General features: G+C 37.7%; 18 protein-coding genes. 12 read left to right on the forward strand and 6 right to left on the reverse strand.

Annotated features, from left to right (window positions below; translation table 11 throughout):
• Positions 1–2 precede the first annotated feature (2 nt).
• Positions 3–494: a response regulator gene (locus ACWITO_RS03630; RefSeq protein ID WP_448528647.1), complete on the forward strand. Its 492-nt coding sequence runs from the start codon at positions 3–5 to the stop codon at positions 492–494.
• Position 495: 1 nt separating this feature from the next.
• Here ACWITO_RS03630 and ACWITO_RS03635 read toward each other — a convergent pair whose 3' ends face one another.
• Together ACWITO_RS03635 and ACWITO_RS03640 are read right to left on the reverse strand one after the other, a co-directional pair.
• Positions 496–1,767 (reverse strand): M16 family metallopeptidase, encoded by a 1,272-nt coding sequence (locus ACWITO_RS03635; RefSeq protein ID WP_448528648.1) that lies wholly within the window; start codon positions 1,765–1,767, stop codon positions 496–498.
• Between the two features lie 200 nt (positions 1,768–1,967).
• A complete protein-coding gene (locus ACWITO_RS03640; RefSeq protein ID WP_448528649.1) occupies positions 1,968–2,318 on the reverse strand; it encodes a DUF3276 family protein in 351 nt (116 codons plus the stop codon).
• Between the two features lie 369 nt (positions 2,319–2,687).
• On the opposite strand from ACWITO_RS03640, the gene fsa reads away from it, so the two are divergent.
• The 9 genes from fsa to ACWITO_RS03685 all read left to right on the forward strand — a co-directional run bounded on the left by fsa (position 2,688) and on the right by ACWITO_RS03685 (position 11,089).
• Positions 2,688–3,344: a fructose-6-phosphate aldolase gene (fsa, locus tag ACWITO_RS03645; protein ID WP_448528650.1), complete on the forward strand. Its 657-nt coding sequence runs from the start codon at positions 2,688–2,690 to the stop codon at positions 3,342–3,344.
• Between the two features lie 100 nt (positions 3,345–3,444).
• Positions 3,445–3,945 carry a hypothetical protein gene (locus tag ACWITO_RS03650; RefSeq protein ID WP_448528651.1) on the forward strand — a complete coding sequence of 167 codons (501 nt, stop codon included), beginning with the start codon at positions 3,445–3,447 and terminating at the stop codon, positions 3,943–3,945.
• Positions 3,946–4,096: 151 nt separating this feature from the next.
• Complete coding sequence (locus ACWITO_RS03655) at positions 4,097–4,762, forward strand: PspA/IM30 family protein (protein WP_448528652.1); 666 nt, start codon at positions 4,097–4,099, stop codon at positions 4,760–4,762.
• Between the two features lie 26 nt (positions 4,763–4,788).
• A complete protein-coding gene (locus tag ACWITO_RS03660) occupies positions 4,789–5,232 on the forward strand; it encodes a T3SS (YopN, CesT) and YbjN peptide-binding chaperone 1 (protein WP_448528653.1) in 444 nt (147 codons plus the stop codon).
• An 86-nt stretch (positions 5,233–5,318) separates the two neighbouring features.
• Complete coding sequence (locus tag ACWITO_RS03665) at positions 5,319–6,143, forward strand: E3 ubiquitin ligase family protein (protein WP_448528654.1); 825 nt, start codon at positions 5,319–5,321, stop codon at positions 6,141–6,143.
• A gap of 10 nt (positions 6,144–6,153) precedes the next feature.
• Positions 6,154–6,618: a hypothetical protein gene (locus ACWITO_RS03670; RefSeq protein WP_448528655.1), complete on the forward strand. Its 465-nt coding sequence runs from the start codon at positions 6,154–6,156 to the stop codon at positions 6,616–6,618.
• A 123-nt stretch (positions 6,619–6,741) separates the two neighbouring features.
• Entirely contained in the window at positions 6,742–7,758 is a 1,017-nt protein-coding gene (locus ACWITO_RS03675) for a PorP/SprF family type IX secretion system membrane protein (protein WP_448528656.1), read from the forward strand.
• A complete protein-coding gene (locus tag ACWITO_RS03680; RefSeq protein ID WP_448528657.1) occupies positions 7,718–10,153 on the forward strand; it encodes an ATP-binding protein in 2,436 nt (811 codons plus the stop codon). Before ACWITO_RS03675 ends, ACWITO_RS03680 begins: the two co-directional genes overlap by 41 nt.
• Before the next feature lie 87 nt (positions 10,154–10,240).
• On the forward strand, positions 10,241–11,089 hold the full coding sequence (locus tag ACWITO_RS03685) for a DNA-methyltransferase (RefSeq protein ID WP_448528658.1): 849 nt from the start codon (positions 10,241–10,243) through the stop codon (positions 11,087–11,089).
• Here the strand turns inward: ACWITO_RS03685 and ACWITO_RS03690 are convergent.
• The gene (locus ACWITO_RS03690; protein WP_448528659.1) at positions 11,076–11,672 is read right to left on the reverse strand and encodes a ScaI family restriction endonuclease; all 597 of its coding nucleotides are present in this window, start codon (positions 11,670–11,672) and stop codon (positions 11,076–11,078) included. The two genes, ACWITO_RS03685 and ACWITO_RS03690, sit on opposite strands and share 14 nt — an antisense overlap.
• 2 nt (positions 11,673–11,674) lie before the next feature.
• Entirely contained in the window at positions 11,675–11,893 is a 219-nt protein-coding gene (locus ACWITO_RS03695) for a helix-turn-helix domain-containing protein (protein ID WP_448528660.1), read from the reverse strand.
• 334 nt (positions 11,894–12,227) lie between these two features.
• On the opposite strand from ACWITO_RS03695, the gene ACWITO_RS03700 reads away from it, so the two are divergent.
• On the forward strand, positions 12,228–13,490 hold the full coding sequence (locus tag ACWITO_RS03700) for an asparagine synthetase B (protein WP_448528661.1): 1,263 nt from the start codon (positions 12,228–12,230) through the stop codon (positions 13,488–13,490).
• A 154-nt stretch (positions 13,491–13,644) separates the two neighbouring features.
• Here ACWITO_RS03700 and ACWITO_RS03705 read toward each other — a convergent pair whose 3' ends face one another.
• Together ACWITO_RS03705 and ACWITO_RS03710 are read right to left on the reverse strand one after the other, a co-directional pair.
• The gene (locus tag ACWITO_RS03705; protein ID WP_448528662.1) at positions 13,645–14,472 is read right to left on the reverse strand and encodes a hypothetical protein; all 828 of its coding nucleotides are present in this window, start codon (positions 14,470–14,472) and stop codon (positions 13,645–13,647) included.
• An 84-nt stretch (positions 14,473–14,556) separates the two neighbouring features.
• Entirely contained in the window at positions 14,557–15,723 is a 1,167-nt protein-coding gene (locus ACWITO_RS03710; RefSeq protein ID WP_448528663.1) for a sensor histidine kinase, read from the reverse strand.
• 136 nt (positions 15,724–15,859) lie between these two features.
• Between ACWITO_RS03710 and ACWITO_RS03715 the strand changes: the two genes are divergently transcribed.
• Complete coding sequence (locus tag ACWITO_RS03715) at positions 15,860–16,921, forward strand: class I fructose-bisphosphate aldolase (RefSeq protein ID WP_448528664.1); 1,062 nt, start codon at positions 15,860–15,862, stop codon at positions 16,919–16,921.
• Positions 16,922–16,958 lie beyond the last annotated feature (37 nt).

The following is a 16,958-nucleotide window of genomic DNA, read 5'->3' on the forward strand; positions in this document are numbered from 1 at the left end:
TTATGGACACGAGCCAACGCCGTTACAAAATCTTGTACGTAGATGATGAAGAGAGCAATCTACGTATCTTCAAAATGACCTTTAAGCGGTACTACGACATATTTACGGCTATTTCGGGGCAAGAGGCTATCAAAATCTTGCACCAAGAGGCTATTCAGCTCATTATCACCGACCAAAAAATGCCTGAAATGACAGGCACAGAGTTTTTGGAGAAAACTATTCCTGAATTTCCCAATATTATCCGTATCATTCTTACGGGCTTTTCCGATATTGAAGCAGTAGTAAGAGCTATCAATAAGGCAAATGTTTATAGGTATGTAACCAAACCTTGGGACAGAGAAGAACTAAAAAAAATCATAGACGAAGGGCTGGCTCTGTATCAGTATCGGGAAGATAAAGACATCAGAATAACCCTTTTGGAAAAAGAAAATCAGGTCTTGAGAGAAAAAATTGAACAACTTACCGAAGAATTGAGGCGGTATAGAAACGTGTAGGCTATTTTTTCCCTGCGACAACTTCTATCATTTGGGAGCAGTCAAGATATTTTTGGGCAACTGCCAAAACATCTTCGCTACTTACTGCATACAAGCGTTCTAAAAAATGCTCGTAATAGTCTTCGGGCAATTGGTGTAAATGAATAATAGACTGCAAGTGCATTTGAGCGTTGGCGTTGGTAAGTTCGTTTGCTATTGAACCTGCCATATAATTCTTGACTTTTTCTAGTTCTGCTTCGCTTACTTTTTCCTGCTGTAAAATCTGAATTTCTTTGTAAATTTCTTGCAAAGCTATTTGATAGGCTTCGACTCGGACATCGGCACTGATAGCAAAGTAGGTAGCCATTCGCATACTTCTCAAAACACTATAAATGCCGTAGGTCAAGCCCTTTTCCTCACGAATATTTTGCATTAACCTTGAACCGAAATACCCTCCCAAAATAGTAGAGCAAACACTTAGTTTGGTGTAATCTTCGTGAGTTCTTCCTATTGCCAATTTACCTACACGCAAAGAGTTTTGCATACTATCATTTTTCTCTACAAAAACTTTTTGGGCATAAGTTTCAAGAGGCAGTTTCTTCTTGGGTTGCGGTTTGTAAGAGAGTTTGGAAAAGTGCTTTTCTAAACTTTGTAAAGTATTTTCTGAAAAATTGCCCGCAAGGTAAATAGCAAAAGAGCTTTGCAAAAGTTGATTTTGATAAAATCGGATAATTTCTTCTTTGGGATAACTGGCAAGCAATTCGGGACTAAGCACTTTGCCGTAAGGGTGATTTTGAAAAAGGGCTTCAGAGAAGGCTCTGCCCGCCAAAAAAGTGATTTTTTGCAAATTGATTTGCAAGTTTTTTTGCTCTTTGGAAAGAAAAATCTGCCAAGCCTCATTAGGAAAGTTGGCTTCAAAAAGTATCTCTGCTATAGTAGGAATAGTGTTTTCGGCGTAACGTGCAGGTGTGTAGAGCGTAATGAAACTTTGGTCTGCATCAGATTGCAAATCCAAAAATGCTCCGAACTCATCAATCGCTTCATTGATTTCTTGGGCTGTTTTGTGGATTGTACCTTCGGCGAGCATTTTGGTAGCATACAAAGATTGAGCAGGCAAGGCACTATCATAGCCCCCTACATCAAACACCCAAGAAATCTGAAGAATTTCTTGTTCGGGTGCGTGTATAGCATAAATGGGTAGTTGGTTGGTTAAATATATTTTACGAGGTAAAACAATAGGGATATGGGTAATTCTTTCAGCTTGGGGTGGAGTAGTTCTATCTAATGAGTGCATAGGTGTTTCTTCCTTTTTTTTAGTTGTAACTTATTCGACGTTAAAGGGTTTGAAAGTTTGAAGTTCAAAAGATTTATTTCTTGTGTCTAATTTTTTTTGGTATCTCTCTTTTTGCTTTTGCAACAGACTTATCCCAAGTTTTCTTTTACAGGGGCAGGAGCATCAAAAAACCCTGCTTGGGGCAGGGTTGAAAGGTGTTTTTAGTCCCATTTGAGGTCGCTGTTGTTTTCTTCATCATCAAGGGCATAGTCCTCAAATACTTCTTCTGAAACTTGGTTGAAGTCGTAGTCGGGCATCATTTCCTTGATTTTGGCAATAGCTTCCTCCAAAGACTCAATAAATTTACCAAAATCTTCTTTGTAGAGAAAGATTTTGTGCTTCTCGTAATAAAACCCATTGTCGCGGAAACGCTTTTTGCTTTCCGTGATGGTTAAATAAAAATCGCTACCTCTGGTTGATTTTACATCAAAGAAGTAGGTTCTTTTTCCCGCCTTTACTCGTTTAGAGTAAACATCTGTTGCACGTTCTCTGTTTGCTTTGAACTCTTCCACAGTCCTTGAAATTTAGATGTTAAACTTCTTTTTGAATGAGCAAAATTAAAAATTTTTGAAGCCACACCAAAAATATTCCCAACTTTTTCATTAAGATTTAGTCTAATTAACAGAAAAGCAAGATATTCTGCAAGCCGAATATAACAAAACAAGTTAGCTTCAAAAAAAACAGCGTTTGCAGTTCTGAATTTAAGGACTTTTTCTCTTAATTTTTTGTGTTTTACATAAATCCTGTTTCGGGCTTTTTATTTCCTATTTCCTTACTGCAAATTAGACCTAATCAATGACAATTTTTTGAAGTTCATATTTGAGTTTTGGAAAAAATATCCCCATATTGCACAGGCTTTTCATTCAAAACCTAAATAGCTTATGAAATTTTTTATTGATACAGCCAACTTGAAAGAAATTCAAGAAGCCAACGACTTGGGCGTACTTGATGGCGTAACAACCAACCCTTCGCTTATGGCAAAAGAAGGCATTACAGGCAAGCAAAATATTTTGGAGCATTACGTAAAAATTTGCCAGCTTGTAGAAGGCGATGTAAGTGCCGAAGTAGTAGCTACCGACTACGAGGGCATTATCCGAGAAGGGGAAGAACTTGCCGCTCTGCACGAAAATATTGTCGTAAAAGTACCTATGATAAAAGATGGGGTAAAGGCAATCAAGTATTTTTCTCAGAGGGGTATCAAAACCAACTGCACGCTGGTTTTTTCGGCAGGGCAAGCTCTTTTAGCCGCCAAGGCGGGAGCTACTTATGTTTCGCCTTTCATTGGGCGTTTAGATGATGTGGCTACCGATGGCTTGCAACTCATAGAGCAAATTGTACAAATTTACAACAATTATGGCTTTGATACCCAAGTGCTTGCCGCTTCTATTCGGCACGTAATGCACCTTGTACAATGTGCCGAAATTGGAGCTGATGTAGCCACTTGTCCTTTGAATGTGATAACAGGGTTGCTCAAACACCCACTTACAGACATAGGACTTGAAAAGTTCCTTGCCGATTATCGCAAGGGCAATTCGTAAAAGAAAGGCTTACTTTCGTCAATTTTTTGCATACTTTTGTAAGTTTTAGGCTTGCAAAGTGTGCTTTCTTTTTACCTTTGGGAAAACCTAAAACATTTTTATGAAAAAAATACTATTTGTTCTCGCCCTTTTTGCAGTGTCCATTCTGTTTACTGCTTGTCCGTATTCTGCCGAATTTCCGCTAGATACTCCCAAAGAAAAAATAGATAATATTCTACTTGGTAAATGGGTAGAAAAAAATGCAATAAACAAGGACAATCCTCCTTTTTACATCATTAGCAAAGTAGATGAAAGCTCTTACAAATTTGAAAAAAATGATTATGACCCTAACGAGAAAAAATATAAGCAAACTGCCTATACAGGACATTTTACCAAAATAGGAAACACCAATTTCTTGAACCTAAAAAATCCTGATGATGGAAAGTTTTACTTCCATAAAATAGAACTTTCTGCTGATAAGAAAGATTTTACACTCTTTGAAGTTACTGATAACATAGACGAAAAGTTTGCTAATGCGGCTGAAATGCGTAAGTTTTTTGAAAAGCACAAAGATTTAAGCTTCTTTTACAACAAAGACGAAAAGATATACGCCAAAAAATAGTAGTTTGCTAAAAACATCACTTTCATCAATACATACGTTATTTTCATCAACTTTTTGCAAAAAAGTGTTGTGAAAATTTGATTTCTATCCAAAAAATAGCTAATATTTCGCAAGTAAAAAACTTTTTATCACCTTAAAAAAATCGTAATTTATGGGAATTTTCAGCAGAATTGGCGACATTGTAAGAGCCAACATCAATGATTTGCTTGACAAGGCAGAAGACCCTGTCAAAATGATTAAGCAAATGGTTATAGATATGCAAGAAGCTGTAACCAAAGCGACTTCGGGTTTGGCACAAGCTATGGCTCAAGAAAAAAAGTTGCAAAGAGATTATGAAAAGTTTGCGGCGATGTCAAAAGAATGGGAAAACAAAGCTATGGCGGCATTGCAAGCAGGTAATGAAGATTTGGCTCGCAAGGCATTAGCCAAAAAAGCAGAAGCAGACCAGCAAGCCGCAACCTACAAACAAATGTACGAGCAAGCCGCTCAGACCGCCGCAACCCTAAAAACGCAAGTAGAGCAACTCAAAGCCAAACTTGATGAGGCAAGAATGAAAGAATCTACGCTCATTGCTCGTAGCCAAGCGGCAAAAGCTCAGAAAGAAATTGCTAAAAATATCGGCACCTTTGATAGCTCTTCTATCTCTTCCAAATTCTCCAAATTTGAGGAAAAAATCCTTAAAGAAGAAGCCGAAGCACAAGCCTTTACACAACTTGCAGAGGGTACTACCAGCCTTGATGACGAATTCAAATCCTTAGAGAAAAATATGGCGGTAGATGACGAACTCGCCAAACTAAAAGCTAAACTTGGTAAATAACAACTAACCCCTAAATTATGCCGATTATGCCCAAATTCAAAGTAATTAAAGAAGGTATCAACGAAGAATTGATTGCCTCTACACAAGCCAAAGTAGAAAAATACATTCAAGAGCTATTTCACGACTACGAAGTAGCGAAAATTGAAAATACATACAGCTTTTCTTTCGGTACCGTAAGCGTAAATATACGTATCATCGGTTGGCATAGCGAAGATGTACTCGTAGAAGTGTATTCTTATCTTGCCGAAGATGTAAATCTTACGCCTGATATGGCAGAAGAACTGCTTCGCCTCAATGCCAGTATGCATTTTGGTAGTTTTGGTCTGACCTTCGATAGAGCCGTAGTATATAGCTATGCTTTGGCAGGTGCCAATTTAGACCTCAACGAATTTGTTGCCGCTGTACAAACCGTAGCTACTGTAGCCGATAGCTACGATGAAATGTTTAAGCAAAAACCACAAACTGCTTAAAAATTTTTTATTCCTACCCCAAACCTTCAAGCATTGTGCTTGAAGGTTTTTTTGAAATCATCTCTCACTTCTAAAATTTGATTGTAATGGGATTCATTATTGCGGGAATCGTCTGTATAGCTATTGCTGTCGGACTTTGGTTTTATCGTAAATCGCAATTGGATAAGTCGTTGAATATTCGCTACCAGCAGACTACTACTGCCAAAAATATTTGGGAAAACTACGAGGATATTGTAGGCACCGTAGGGCAAGGGCATTACACAGAAATTGTAGAAGTCAAAGGTATTGCCAAGTGCAATAACCCACTCCTTGCCGACCACAGCGAAAAGCCCGTAGTCTATTACAAAGCCTACGTAGTTCACGAATACGAGGTACAAGAGCAACAACGTGATAGCAATGGAAATACTCGTTGGGTTACTCGCCGTAAATCAGAGACTATTTCATCTAACGAACAGAGTGTTCCTTTTTACATTGATGACGGCAGTGGCAAAACGATAGCGGTTAATCCTGCTTTAGCAGAAAAACACACGACTACTACCGTAGATAGATTTGAAAGGGAACTATCACAGGGCTATCTCAATCAGCATCGCAATACGAGTTGGGGTATGCAACTGGTGAATTTCCTGAGTAATGTCAATACTTATGGTTCAAGAACGCTTGGTTATCGGCTTGTAGAGGAATGTATTCCTATCAATACACGCCTGTACGTATATGGAGAAGCTACTGACCGAGATGGCGAACTAACTATCTCCAAGCCTCGTGATACGAATCAGCATTTTATTGTTTCGGTAAAATCGGAAGAAGAACTTGTGCAAGATGCAGAAAGTTCGGCAAGGTGGTCTTTGATAGGAGCAATTGCCTTGGTAATAATTGGAGCAGTTTTGATGATTGTAGGCTTTACAGAAAAATGATATTATCAAAATGAAAGAGATTTTACAGCAACTTCGTATTTTACACATTGCTTTCACGGCTATGGTGATACTTATTGGGGTAATATTCCATTTTATACTTTTGCCTACAATGGAGGCAGAAAATAATGCAATAGAAGATAATTTTATTTTTCAGATTGTAGTAGTGCTGATGGCAATAGGCTCAACGGCATTTATTAAAGTGGTTACGCCTAAACTTCTGCTAAATGCTCAAAATCAAACGGATTTGCAGGGTAAATTAGAAGCCTACAAGGGTACTTTCATTATCAAAATGGCTGTTTTGGAAGGTGTAGCTATGGCATCCTTGGTCTTTTATCTGCTTACTTCCAAATCGTTTTATGCTTCCATGGCGACTGTTTGGCTTATATTGCTAATCTTACAACGCCCTACTCCACAAAATATCGCCCAAGAGCTCAAACTTTCAGATAAAGAGAGGAAAGATTTGATGCAAAACTAAAAAGCTAACCCCAATGGTTAGCTTTTCGCTGGGCTACTCTTCCATCTCCAATAAACTTTTTACAAGCCGCAAAAACAAAAGCAATGAAAACTTTTTTCATCTGACAAAATTTCTGTAATTTTGATGAAAAACTATTCGGATGTGAAGTATTTTTTAGGGCTTTGTTTTGGGATTTTTTTCGGGGTGGCACAGGCTCAGCAAGATCCACTCTACACGCAGTACGTTTTCAATACTGCCGCTATCAATCCTGCCTATGTAGGAAGCCATAACTTGCTCAATGCAGGACTGCTGTATCGCAAGCAATGGGCAGGTATCGCCGCTTCGCCTACTACCGCTACTTTGGGCATAGATGCTCCTTTATGGCAAAATCGTTTGGGGGCAGGGTTGCTTTTAGGACTTGATAAAATTGGAAAAACCCAAAGTTTTGAGCTTTCCAGCCAATATGCCTATCGTATCCCTACGGCAAATAATGGCAATCTTTCTTTGGGCTTGCAGGCAGGTTTCACACAATATAGCTTCAGAGGAGCAGAACTCATTTACAACTCCTCGCAACTCAACGGCAATAATCTCAATAGCGACCCTGTTTTGGAAGAAAATCTTACTCGTACTCTTTTTAATGTCGGAACAGGTGTCTGGTTCAATAATGAACGTTTTTTTGCGGGTTTTTCTGTACCTCGCATTATCACGCATCGTTTTTCGCAAAATACACAAGGGCTTCTGCAAAGTGAAGCAAGGCAGTACAGGCATTATTTTCTGATGGCAGGGTATGTGTTTGAATTGAACGAAAATTTCCAACTCAAACCATCAGCTCTCTTGCGAGCCGTAGAGGCGGCACCCTTAAATTTTGATATTACTCTGCAATCTTGGTACAAACAAAAGTTTGGGGCAGGTTTAGCGTATCGCCACCAAGCTAATCTAAGCGTTTTGTTTGAGTTCAATACGCTTCAAGGCTTACGTATCAGTTATGCGTATGATTTCCCAACCACTGCCCTAAGCCGCCATACTTCGGGTAGCCACGAAATTATGCTCCGCTATCAGAAACCCTTAAAAAATACTCCCACAGAACGTAAAAAGAAAAAACAAGATACCCCCGAAGAAGATGAGGAAGAGGAAATTATTATTTCGCCTCGTTTGTTTTAGTTATCTTTCATTATGCTTTGCCTCATTTGCCCAAAAGCCTGTTTTTAAGCATTATACTCGTGCCAGCGGCTTGAAAAGTGAGTATATCAATTTTATGTATCAAGACAAAAGGGGGTTTTTGTGGATTGCTTCGGATAAAGGGGTAAGTCGTTTTGATGGCAAAGAATTTGTGCATTTCAATACCGATAATGGCTTGCCCGGTAATATGGTGCAAGCTATCTCAGAAGATAGCTCACAAAATATTATTTTGCAAGTCTATGAAAAAGGTTTGTACCAAATAACCCCACAACTCAAAATTTTACCCTATGCTACCCAAAAGGTTTCCATTTCTAACCCAAAAAAATACTTTCAATATTTTTCCTCGCCCAATACTTCACTTATTCAACATATTCTTTCTGATGCAGAAAACGCAGGTATTGTAGAGGTTTTTGAACTTCAAGACTACGAAAAAAACTTGTGGTTTGGTGTTTTTGGGAAAGGTTTGTTTCGTTATATCCCTTACCTTGAAAATTATGAAATTGATGACGAAATCGTGAATTTTTATACCAATGGCTTGCAAGTATTTTTCTTAGGCAAAAAAGGAATTCACATTTTTAATAATTACACTGCTGAAAGAAAATTTTTACCTTTATCCGATAGCCGTGCTTTACAATTTTGGAATGATAAAGTTTTCATAGGTTCGCTATACGATTGGTATGTGCAAAAAGATTTACAAACCCTTTCCGATGGTACGCATTGCACAGGCATTGCCGATATAGCCACCAAAGACCAAAAAATGTGGGTTGCAACTTTTGGCGAAGGCTTGATTATTATGAAAAATAATTTTCAGACTGATACCCTAAACGTTCAGAGAGGTTTGGTAAGCAATAATTTAGAAAAAATCCACCTTTCTCCTTCGTATGTATGGGTAAGTACCTATGGCGATGGCATCAGCCGTATCAATCCGAAAAATCTGCAAATCAAAAACTTTACTCAAAAAAATGGATTGCTCTCAGGTACGGTTTATGATATATTCAAAGAAAAACCCAATACCTTCTGGATAGCAACTGAAAAAGGCATTAGCGTATTTGAAAACGATACACTTGCATTTCAAATAGAATCCCAAGAAAGAATTTTAAGCATATTTCGCTATCAGAATCTTATTTGGGCTGTTTCTGATAAATACTTGTACCAAGTAGATGCTCAAAATAGCTTACGTAAGTGGGCAGGGATTTATGTAACCCCTCCCGACCAAAATATAGCTATCAATCGGATTATTTCGCAAGGAAATCATTTCTTTGTTTTGAGCAATCAAGGAGCTTTTCGGCTCAATATGGATAAAATTTTAGCATTGCTTCCTTCAAAACCTCGTTTAGAGTTACTTTCCATACGCAATTTGCAAGAAACTATTTCTTGGCAAAAAGATAAACCTCTTGCGTTATCTTGGAAAAATAAAGATTTGACCTTACATTTTGCCCTCCTGAGCTATTTGAATGAAAACGAAAATGCCCTTTGTTACAGGTTTAAAGAAAAAGATAGCACTTGGATAAACCTTCCCAGCAATCACCAACTCAATCTGCGTAATTTAGATTATGGAAATTTTACGCTACAAATACGAATGAAAAATGCTTTGGGCATACATTCCGATATTTTGAGCATTCCATTGGTGGTAGAAAAGCCGTTTTGGCGAAAATGGTGGTTTATTGCAATGGTGATGAGTGTTGCTTTTACGCTATTTGCTTTTTTGATACGCTTCATTGCCCAAAAAAGATTGAAAAAGCGTTTGAAAGAGCTGGAACTAACACAAAAACTACAAACAGAAAAAGAACGCATAGCCCGTGAATTACACGATAATATAGGCTCACAACTCACCTATATCATTACAAGTTTGGAACAAATTGATAAAACAACCGACCTAACAAAACAAAACAAACGTATTCAAGAACTTTCTCTATTTACCAAAGAAACCATTGGCGAACTTCGTGAAACCATTTGGGCTATCAATCAGCAGGCTATCAGTACCGAAAATTTACTTTCTCGTATTCAGGAAACCATTTGGCGACTAAATGAAAACTTACAAGGCATAAAAATTGTCTTGCACAATGCTTTACAAAAAGATTTCCAACTTCACTCTTTGGAGGCTCTTAATATTTTTCGTATTTTTCAGGAAAGCCTCAACAACGCCCTCAAACACAGCCAAGCTACTGAAATTCACGTTTTTTTAGAAAGTAGCTCAGAAACTCTTACGCTGATAGTTCAGGATAATGGTATAGGCATCAACTTGAATGAAAAAAATTTAGAACGGCACTATGGACTAAAAAATATGCAAAAAAGAGCCACAGAAATCAAAGCCAAACTTACCATAGAAACCCTGCCGCAAGGAACAAGTATATTTTTGCAATGTTTTTTGGGGTAAAAGTAGTAATCGCTCAAATTACAAAGAATAAATTTGCATACTAAAATTAGCCTTCTTATCTTTGTATCAAGAATAAAAAATACTCATATGCGGCAAGAAAAAATAATAGAAGTGCTAGGAGAACCTTATTTTTTTAATGATAGAGTAATTCTCTATAATCTTGACTGCCAAGAAGGGCTGAAACAACTTTTCAAATACAACATTAAAATAAACACGACTATCACAAGTCCTCCTTACAACATAGGGAAAGAATATGAGAGGATTCTCTCTTTGAATGACTATGTTCAGTGGTTATGTGAAATAAGTAATTTGGTGTATGAAATAACAGAAGATAATGGGGCTTACTTACTCAATTTGGGTTATCTAAGTGTAGAAGATAAAGCCAGAGCTTTACCTATACCTTATCTGATATGGGATAAAATTAAGTTTTATCTTAATCAAGAAATTATATGGAATTATGGAGCAGGTGTGGCTTGCAAAAATTATCTTTCACCAAGAAACGAAAAAATTTTGTGGTATGTGAAAAATAAAGAAAGATATACTTTTAATCTTGACGCCATAAGAGACCCTGATGTAAAGTATCCTAACTCCAAAAGAAAAGGAAAGCTAAGGGCGAATACATTAGGTAAAAACCCTTCTGATGTTTGGCAAATTGCCAAAGTAACTTCGGGGGCAAATCGAGCTTCAAAAGAACGAACCGAACATCCTGCACAATTTCCTGAAGATTTAGTTTATAGAATGGTAGTAGGATTCACCAATGAAAACGATTGGATTCTAGATCCTTTCATAGGAAGTGGTACAACAGCAACTGTCGCCTTAAAGAATAAACGAAAGTGTATTGGTTTTGAAATTAATCCTGATTATTGTGAAATCGCTAAAAGGCGAATTTTAGCAACAGAATTGACTTTAAAGGCAAGTGAATTTACCCTGTTTTAGATTTTTCATAAAGCAGTTTGAGTTTGTATTTGTAGCTTTCTGCATTTAAGCGTGCTTGTTGCCCTCTTTGCGAGGTTTGCCCAATCCAATCGGTATGCTCTAAAAATCCAAAACGTATAATTTTGATTTCTGGTTGTTCATTTTCAGTAAATTTCTCAAAGTTAATTGTCAGGTAATAACCTGATTTTACCTTTTGGGACGCTGCACTTTCTTCTTGGGCATAACTTCTATTACCGAATACTTGTTTTTTATCAGAAGAAGCTTTTATCTCTATTGAAAAATTATTGTCTTTTATACAAACTAAGTCTTTTTCTGATTTTGTAACACCTCTTTTCCAAGTTCTTGGGTGTCGTTTCTCTAAATTCAAAGCTACTAACTCATGCAAAAGAAAACTCATAATTTGAGGCGTAGGAAAAATGTCTTTTCCAATAAAAAAATTGCCAATTTGAGATTTAAATATCCATTTCCAACTTTCTAAAACAACCTCTACGATTTCACTAGTTTTAAGTGGGTGAATTTTTATCAAATTATCAGTAATAGCAAGCCAATCACTTTTAGGCTTATTCAAGTAAGGTGATTTCATATTTAGAGTTCCTTTAAAAGTTCCGCAATAGAGACATTTAAGGCGTTCGCTATCTTCTCTATATTCAGTAAGGTTATATTCTTTTCTGCTCTTTCCAACATACCAATATAGGTACGATGTACCCCAACGAGCTCTGCAAAATCTTCTTGCGAAAGATTTCTTTCTAATCTTTTTTTTCTTAGAATCTGGCCAAATTTGATAAGCGTTTGAGAGTTTGCCATTGAATAGGGCATTTCTTACAAAGTAAGTAATATTACAACTAAAAATCTACATACTATAGTTAGCAATAAATAAATATGATTTGCAAAAGAAATTAGATATGCTATTTTGTATTTACATTTGTACTTGTTTTATTTCTATATTGCTCAAACAAAACATAAATACTTTCAAATCAAGCAAACGTTTTCACTAAAAAAATGTTTAATTGCTATAAGGTGGTTCAAAATTTGCAGTAAAATTGATATTCTGAATTTTCAGGGTTTAACTTTTTTGTTTTCAAAGATTTCAGGAAGGCTAATTCTAAAAACATTTTGTTTGAACGTAAACGAAGCTCCAATGAAAAAATTTGTTCTGATAGGCTTTTTTTGGGTTTGTATTTGGGTGGCAAAAGCCAATTATATCTTAATTCCTATGGATAAAGCCCAAAAAAATCATTTGAAGGCTTATGGTATTGCCTACTGGGTATTGCAAAAAGTCGGTCAGGAGGTGGATTGGCTCTTGAATTATAGAGGCGGAAGTTTTGGAACAAAGTTTGACCCTCGCATACAAAACGAACTAACCATTCGGGGGGTGAGCTTTCAGGTAGTTTCTTCAGCTCAATACAACCAAATACTTGCCGAAATTGCCAGCCCTTCGGCAAATATGGACGTGGTGAAGTTGGAAAAAGCCCCCAAAATAGCTGTTTATTCGCCTAAAACCAAACAGCCTTGGGACGATGCCGTTACGTTGGTACTAACTTATGCTGAAATTCCTTACGACCTCATTTATGATGATGAAATTATGCAAGGCAAACTCATAGATTATGATTGGTTACACTTACATCACGAAGATTTCACAGGGCAACAAGGAAAATTCTATGCAATGGCTCGCAATCAGGCTTGGTATGTACAAGAAAAAAAGGAATTAGAAGCTCTTGCCAAAAAATGGGGCTTTCCCAAAGTTTCTCAGCTCAAATTAGCCGTAGTAAAACGCATACGTGAGTATGTGATTGGAGGCGGATTTATGTTTGCAATGTGTTCGGCTACCGATACCTTTGATATTGCCCTTGCCGCCGAAGGCGTAGATATTTGCGAAAGTATGTACGATGGTGATGGTGCTGACCCGCAAGCTCAAGAAAAACTCAATTTCCAAAATACCTTCGCCTTCAAAAATTTTCGCTTGGAAAAAAATCCTTATGTGTATGAATATTCCGATATTGATAACCAACAGCACGAAAGAGGTGTAAATGAAAAAACCGATTTCTTTCAGCTATTTACTTTTTCAGCCAAATGGGACCCTGTACCCACAATGCTTACCCAAAACCACGAAACGCTCATCAAAGGCTTTATGGGACAAACAACGGCTTTCAAAAATCGGCTCATCAAGTCGGAAGTTGTAATAATGGCAGAAAATAAAGTTTGCAACGAGGCTCGTTATATTCACGGCATACAAGGCAAAGGAACTTGGACATTCTACGGCGGACACGACCCCGAAGACTATCAGCACTTTGTAGGCGAAGAACCCACCGACCTTAATCTACACCCCAATTCGCCGGGCTATCGGCTCATCTTGAACAACGTGCTTTTCCCTGCCGCCAAGAAAAAGAAACAAAAAACCTGATTGTATTAGATAACAGACTGGATAATCAAAAATTATTCTCACGTAGCAAGCAATGATGTAGCTATCAGCCTCTTTTCAAATTAAAAATAGCAAAGCCCTCTTTTGCTTAAAGAGGGCTTTACATTTCAGGTAGAGATATTAATTTTTCAACTTTCTAATTTCCTGCCACAGACATTACTTGTTTGAAGTCTGCAATTTTCGCATTGCCTTTATACACTCGCAAAACCCATCTCATTTCATTATCCAACTGACAGCGAATTTTGCCTCCCAACATCTTTGAATCAAAAGTTAGCTCGTGAGTATTCGGATTTACTTGGGCAGAAATAGGCTCTTCTTTTCCGTCAGCGGCTTTGTACATCAGAAGCAGTTGCCCTTCGGCTGTACCTTCTTGCGAATCTTCGGCAATAAGTGTTGCTTTGTTGGCTTCATTTTCAAATTTGTTGTTCCAATAAATTTCTCTTACGAGTGCCGCTACGCCAAATTTTGCTTCATCAGTGGTAGTTTTTACATTCGCCGCTCCAAAATCTTTGGATTCGCCTTCTTTCCCTACTTCATTTACGCCTATTCCTATCCCCGCAGGACTTGCCCCCACTACTGCACGCATAGTTTTACCATTTGCCTTGAAAGTAAATTCATAATCCATTGTACCCATACTACCTTTGCTTTCAACTATTTCAGCCTCTAAAAACTTCTGAGAACCTTTGGGAGCATACATCATTTTAGAGATTTTTCCTCTTTTCCAGTCAATTATCATCATTTCTTTGCTTTGTGGGCTATAGTAAGACCCCTGCAAGCTAATATCGGGGAGTTGATCATTCGCTTTCGGCGAAGCATTTTCAGTTTCTGCCTTTTTTTCTGTAGCAGTGTTAGTGCTTTCAACTTTTTTGGCAGTATCTTTTTTCTGCTCATCTGTGTTTTGAGCGGATTGCTTACAAGCTACCAGCGAAGTAAGCAATGCAATGGTAAGCATTAGTTTTTGCATAGATTTTTTTTTTGTACAAATTAGAACTTTTTTTCGTGCAGAACCAAGTTGTTTTTTACAAAATAAATGTTTGGCTTTACGAAACTACGTTTTAAGTATAATTCTGAATTTAGTGCCTTTATCTACTTCGGAGTATTTTACAAAGATTTTACCTTTGTGATATTCCTCAATAATTCTTTTGGCAAGTGTAAGTCCAAGTCCCCAACCTCGTTTTTTGGTGGTATAGCCGGGGTCAAATACTCGCTTAATTTTACGAGGAGGTATGCCTTTGCCATTGTCGCTAATATCAATATAAAGTAATTTATCTTTGCTCGAAAGACGCGTTTCTACCACTATTTTTCCTTCCGCCTGAATAGCATCTACCGAGTTTTTGATAAGATTTTCCAGCACCCATTCAAACAAATACCTATTGAGCCTTACAGAAAAATTTTGTGGTAAAAAATTATGGTATTCAAGCTGAATTTTCGTTGAAATGCGTGGGCGTAGATACACAAGCATTTCCTCAATAATTTTGGTAATATCTTCTTGCAAAAGAGCCGTTTGCGAACCAATATTAGAAAAACGAGCCGCTACTATTTCCAAACGCTTTACATCTTTGTTGATTTCTTCCAAGATTTCCTCTGTCATAGCATTAGTTTTCAGATATTCTACCCAAGCCAGTAACGAAGAAATAGGCGTACCAAGCTGATGAGCCGTTTCTTTGGCAAGCCCTACCCATACTCGGTTTTGTTCGGCTCGGCGAGAGTAGCTAAATGCCAAATAGGTAAGCAAGCCAAAAATAGCTATTACGGTAAGTTGTATGTAAGGGTAATATTTGAGTTGATAAATCAAATCGGAGCTACGATAATAAATAAGGTGATAGCGGTCTTTACCAATATTGATTTTGATAGGCGGGAACTCCTCTTTCATTCGGGCAAGCTCTTTTTCTAAATAAAGTTGTTTTGCCTCTTCACTCATTCCTTTGGTATCCAGATTACGCTCCGTGATGATATTTTCGTTTTCGTCAGTGGCAATGGTAGGTACAGAAGTGTTGGCTTTGATGATTTCTTCCAAAATAAACTTCATAGACTCCTCATTTTCCCTATCCCACAAATATCGCAAAGCCTTGCTGAAAAGCGTTATTTGAGCCTTTTCTCGTTGTATAAGTTGGCTCACCAAAGTATTGGTATAATACAACGAAACAAAGCCTATCAGAAATGCAACTATGATGATAGCTACCTTGAAACGAAACCTATTTTGATATAAATTCATTTATCCGCAGGACTTGACCACAATAATAGCAGTTTTTCGCAATCTTAACAAATCTTACGAAAATCGGTAAAAGCATTTTACACCTCAACATAACTTTGTATATTTGCCCAAAATTTTCACCAAACCCCTTGAAATTATGCTAAATTACGACAAAATTGTAGAAATTCTTGGCTCTAATGCCGAAAAGTTGCTCAATCACGAGTGTAAGACTATTGATAAAAAACTTCTCCAAAAACCTTCCAAAAATTTTGTAGATGAGGTATATGCCAAGTCTAATCGCAACCCTCAGGTTTTGCGTAGCTTGCAAACAATGTTCAATCACGGAAGGCTCAAAGGTACGGGGTATCTTTCCATTTTACCCGTAGACCAAGGCATAGAACACTCCGCAGGAGCTTCGTTTGCACCCAATCTTATTTATTTTGACCCTGAAAATATCATTAAACTTGCCATTGAAGGCGGTTGCAGTGCCGTAGCAACTACTTTTGGGAATTTAGCCCTGATGTCCCGCAAATATGCTCACAAAATTCCTTTTTTGGTTAAAATTAACCACAACGAACTGATGACTTACCCCAACAAATACGACCAAATTATGTTTGGTTCGGTGCGTGAGGCTTGGAACTTGGGAGCAGTAGCCGTAGGGGCAACTATTTACTTTGGCTCGGAAGAGTCTTCTCGTCAGATTGTAGAAGTAGCCGAAGCCTTTGAAATGGCTCACGAATTGGGTATGGCTACGGTGCTTTGGTGCTATGCTCGTAATAGTGCATTTAAGAAAGATGGCGTAGATTACCACGTAGCGGCTGATATTACAGGGCAAGCCAATCATTTAGGCGTAACTATTCAAGCAGATATTATTAAGCAAAAACTTCCTGAAAATAATGGTGGCTTTACCGCTCTCAATTTCGGTAAATCGCATAAAAAAATGTACGAAGAGCTAACCACTTCGCACCCCATAGATTTGTGCCGCTATCAAGTTGCCAACTGCTATATGGGTAAAATCGGGCTTATCAACTCAGGGGGCGAATCCAAAGGGGCATCGGATATGGCAGAAGCCGTAACTACTGCGGTTATCAACAAACGTGCAGGAGGTATGGGCTTGATTATGGGACGCAAAGCCTTCCAAAGACCTATGAAAGAGGGCGTGGAGTTGCTTAATGCCGTACAAGATGTATATCTGACCCGAAAAATTGATTTAGCGTAAAAATTTTTCAAAACAAAAAACAAAACCTCATAGACTC

It is taken from the genome of Raineya sp., from assembly GCF_053497555.1.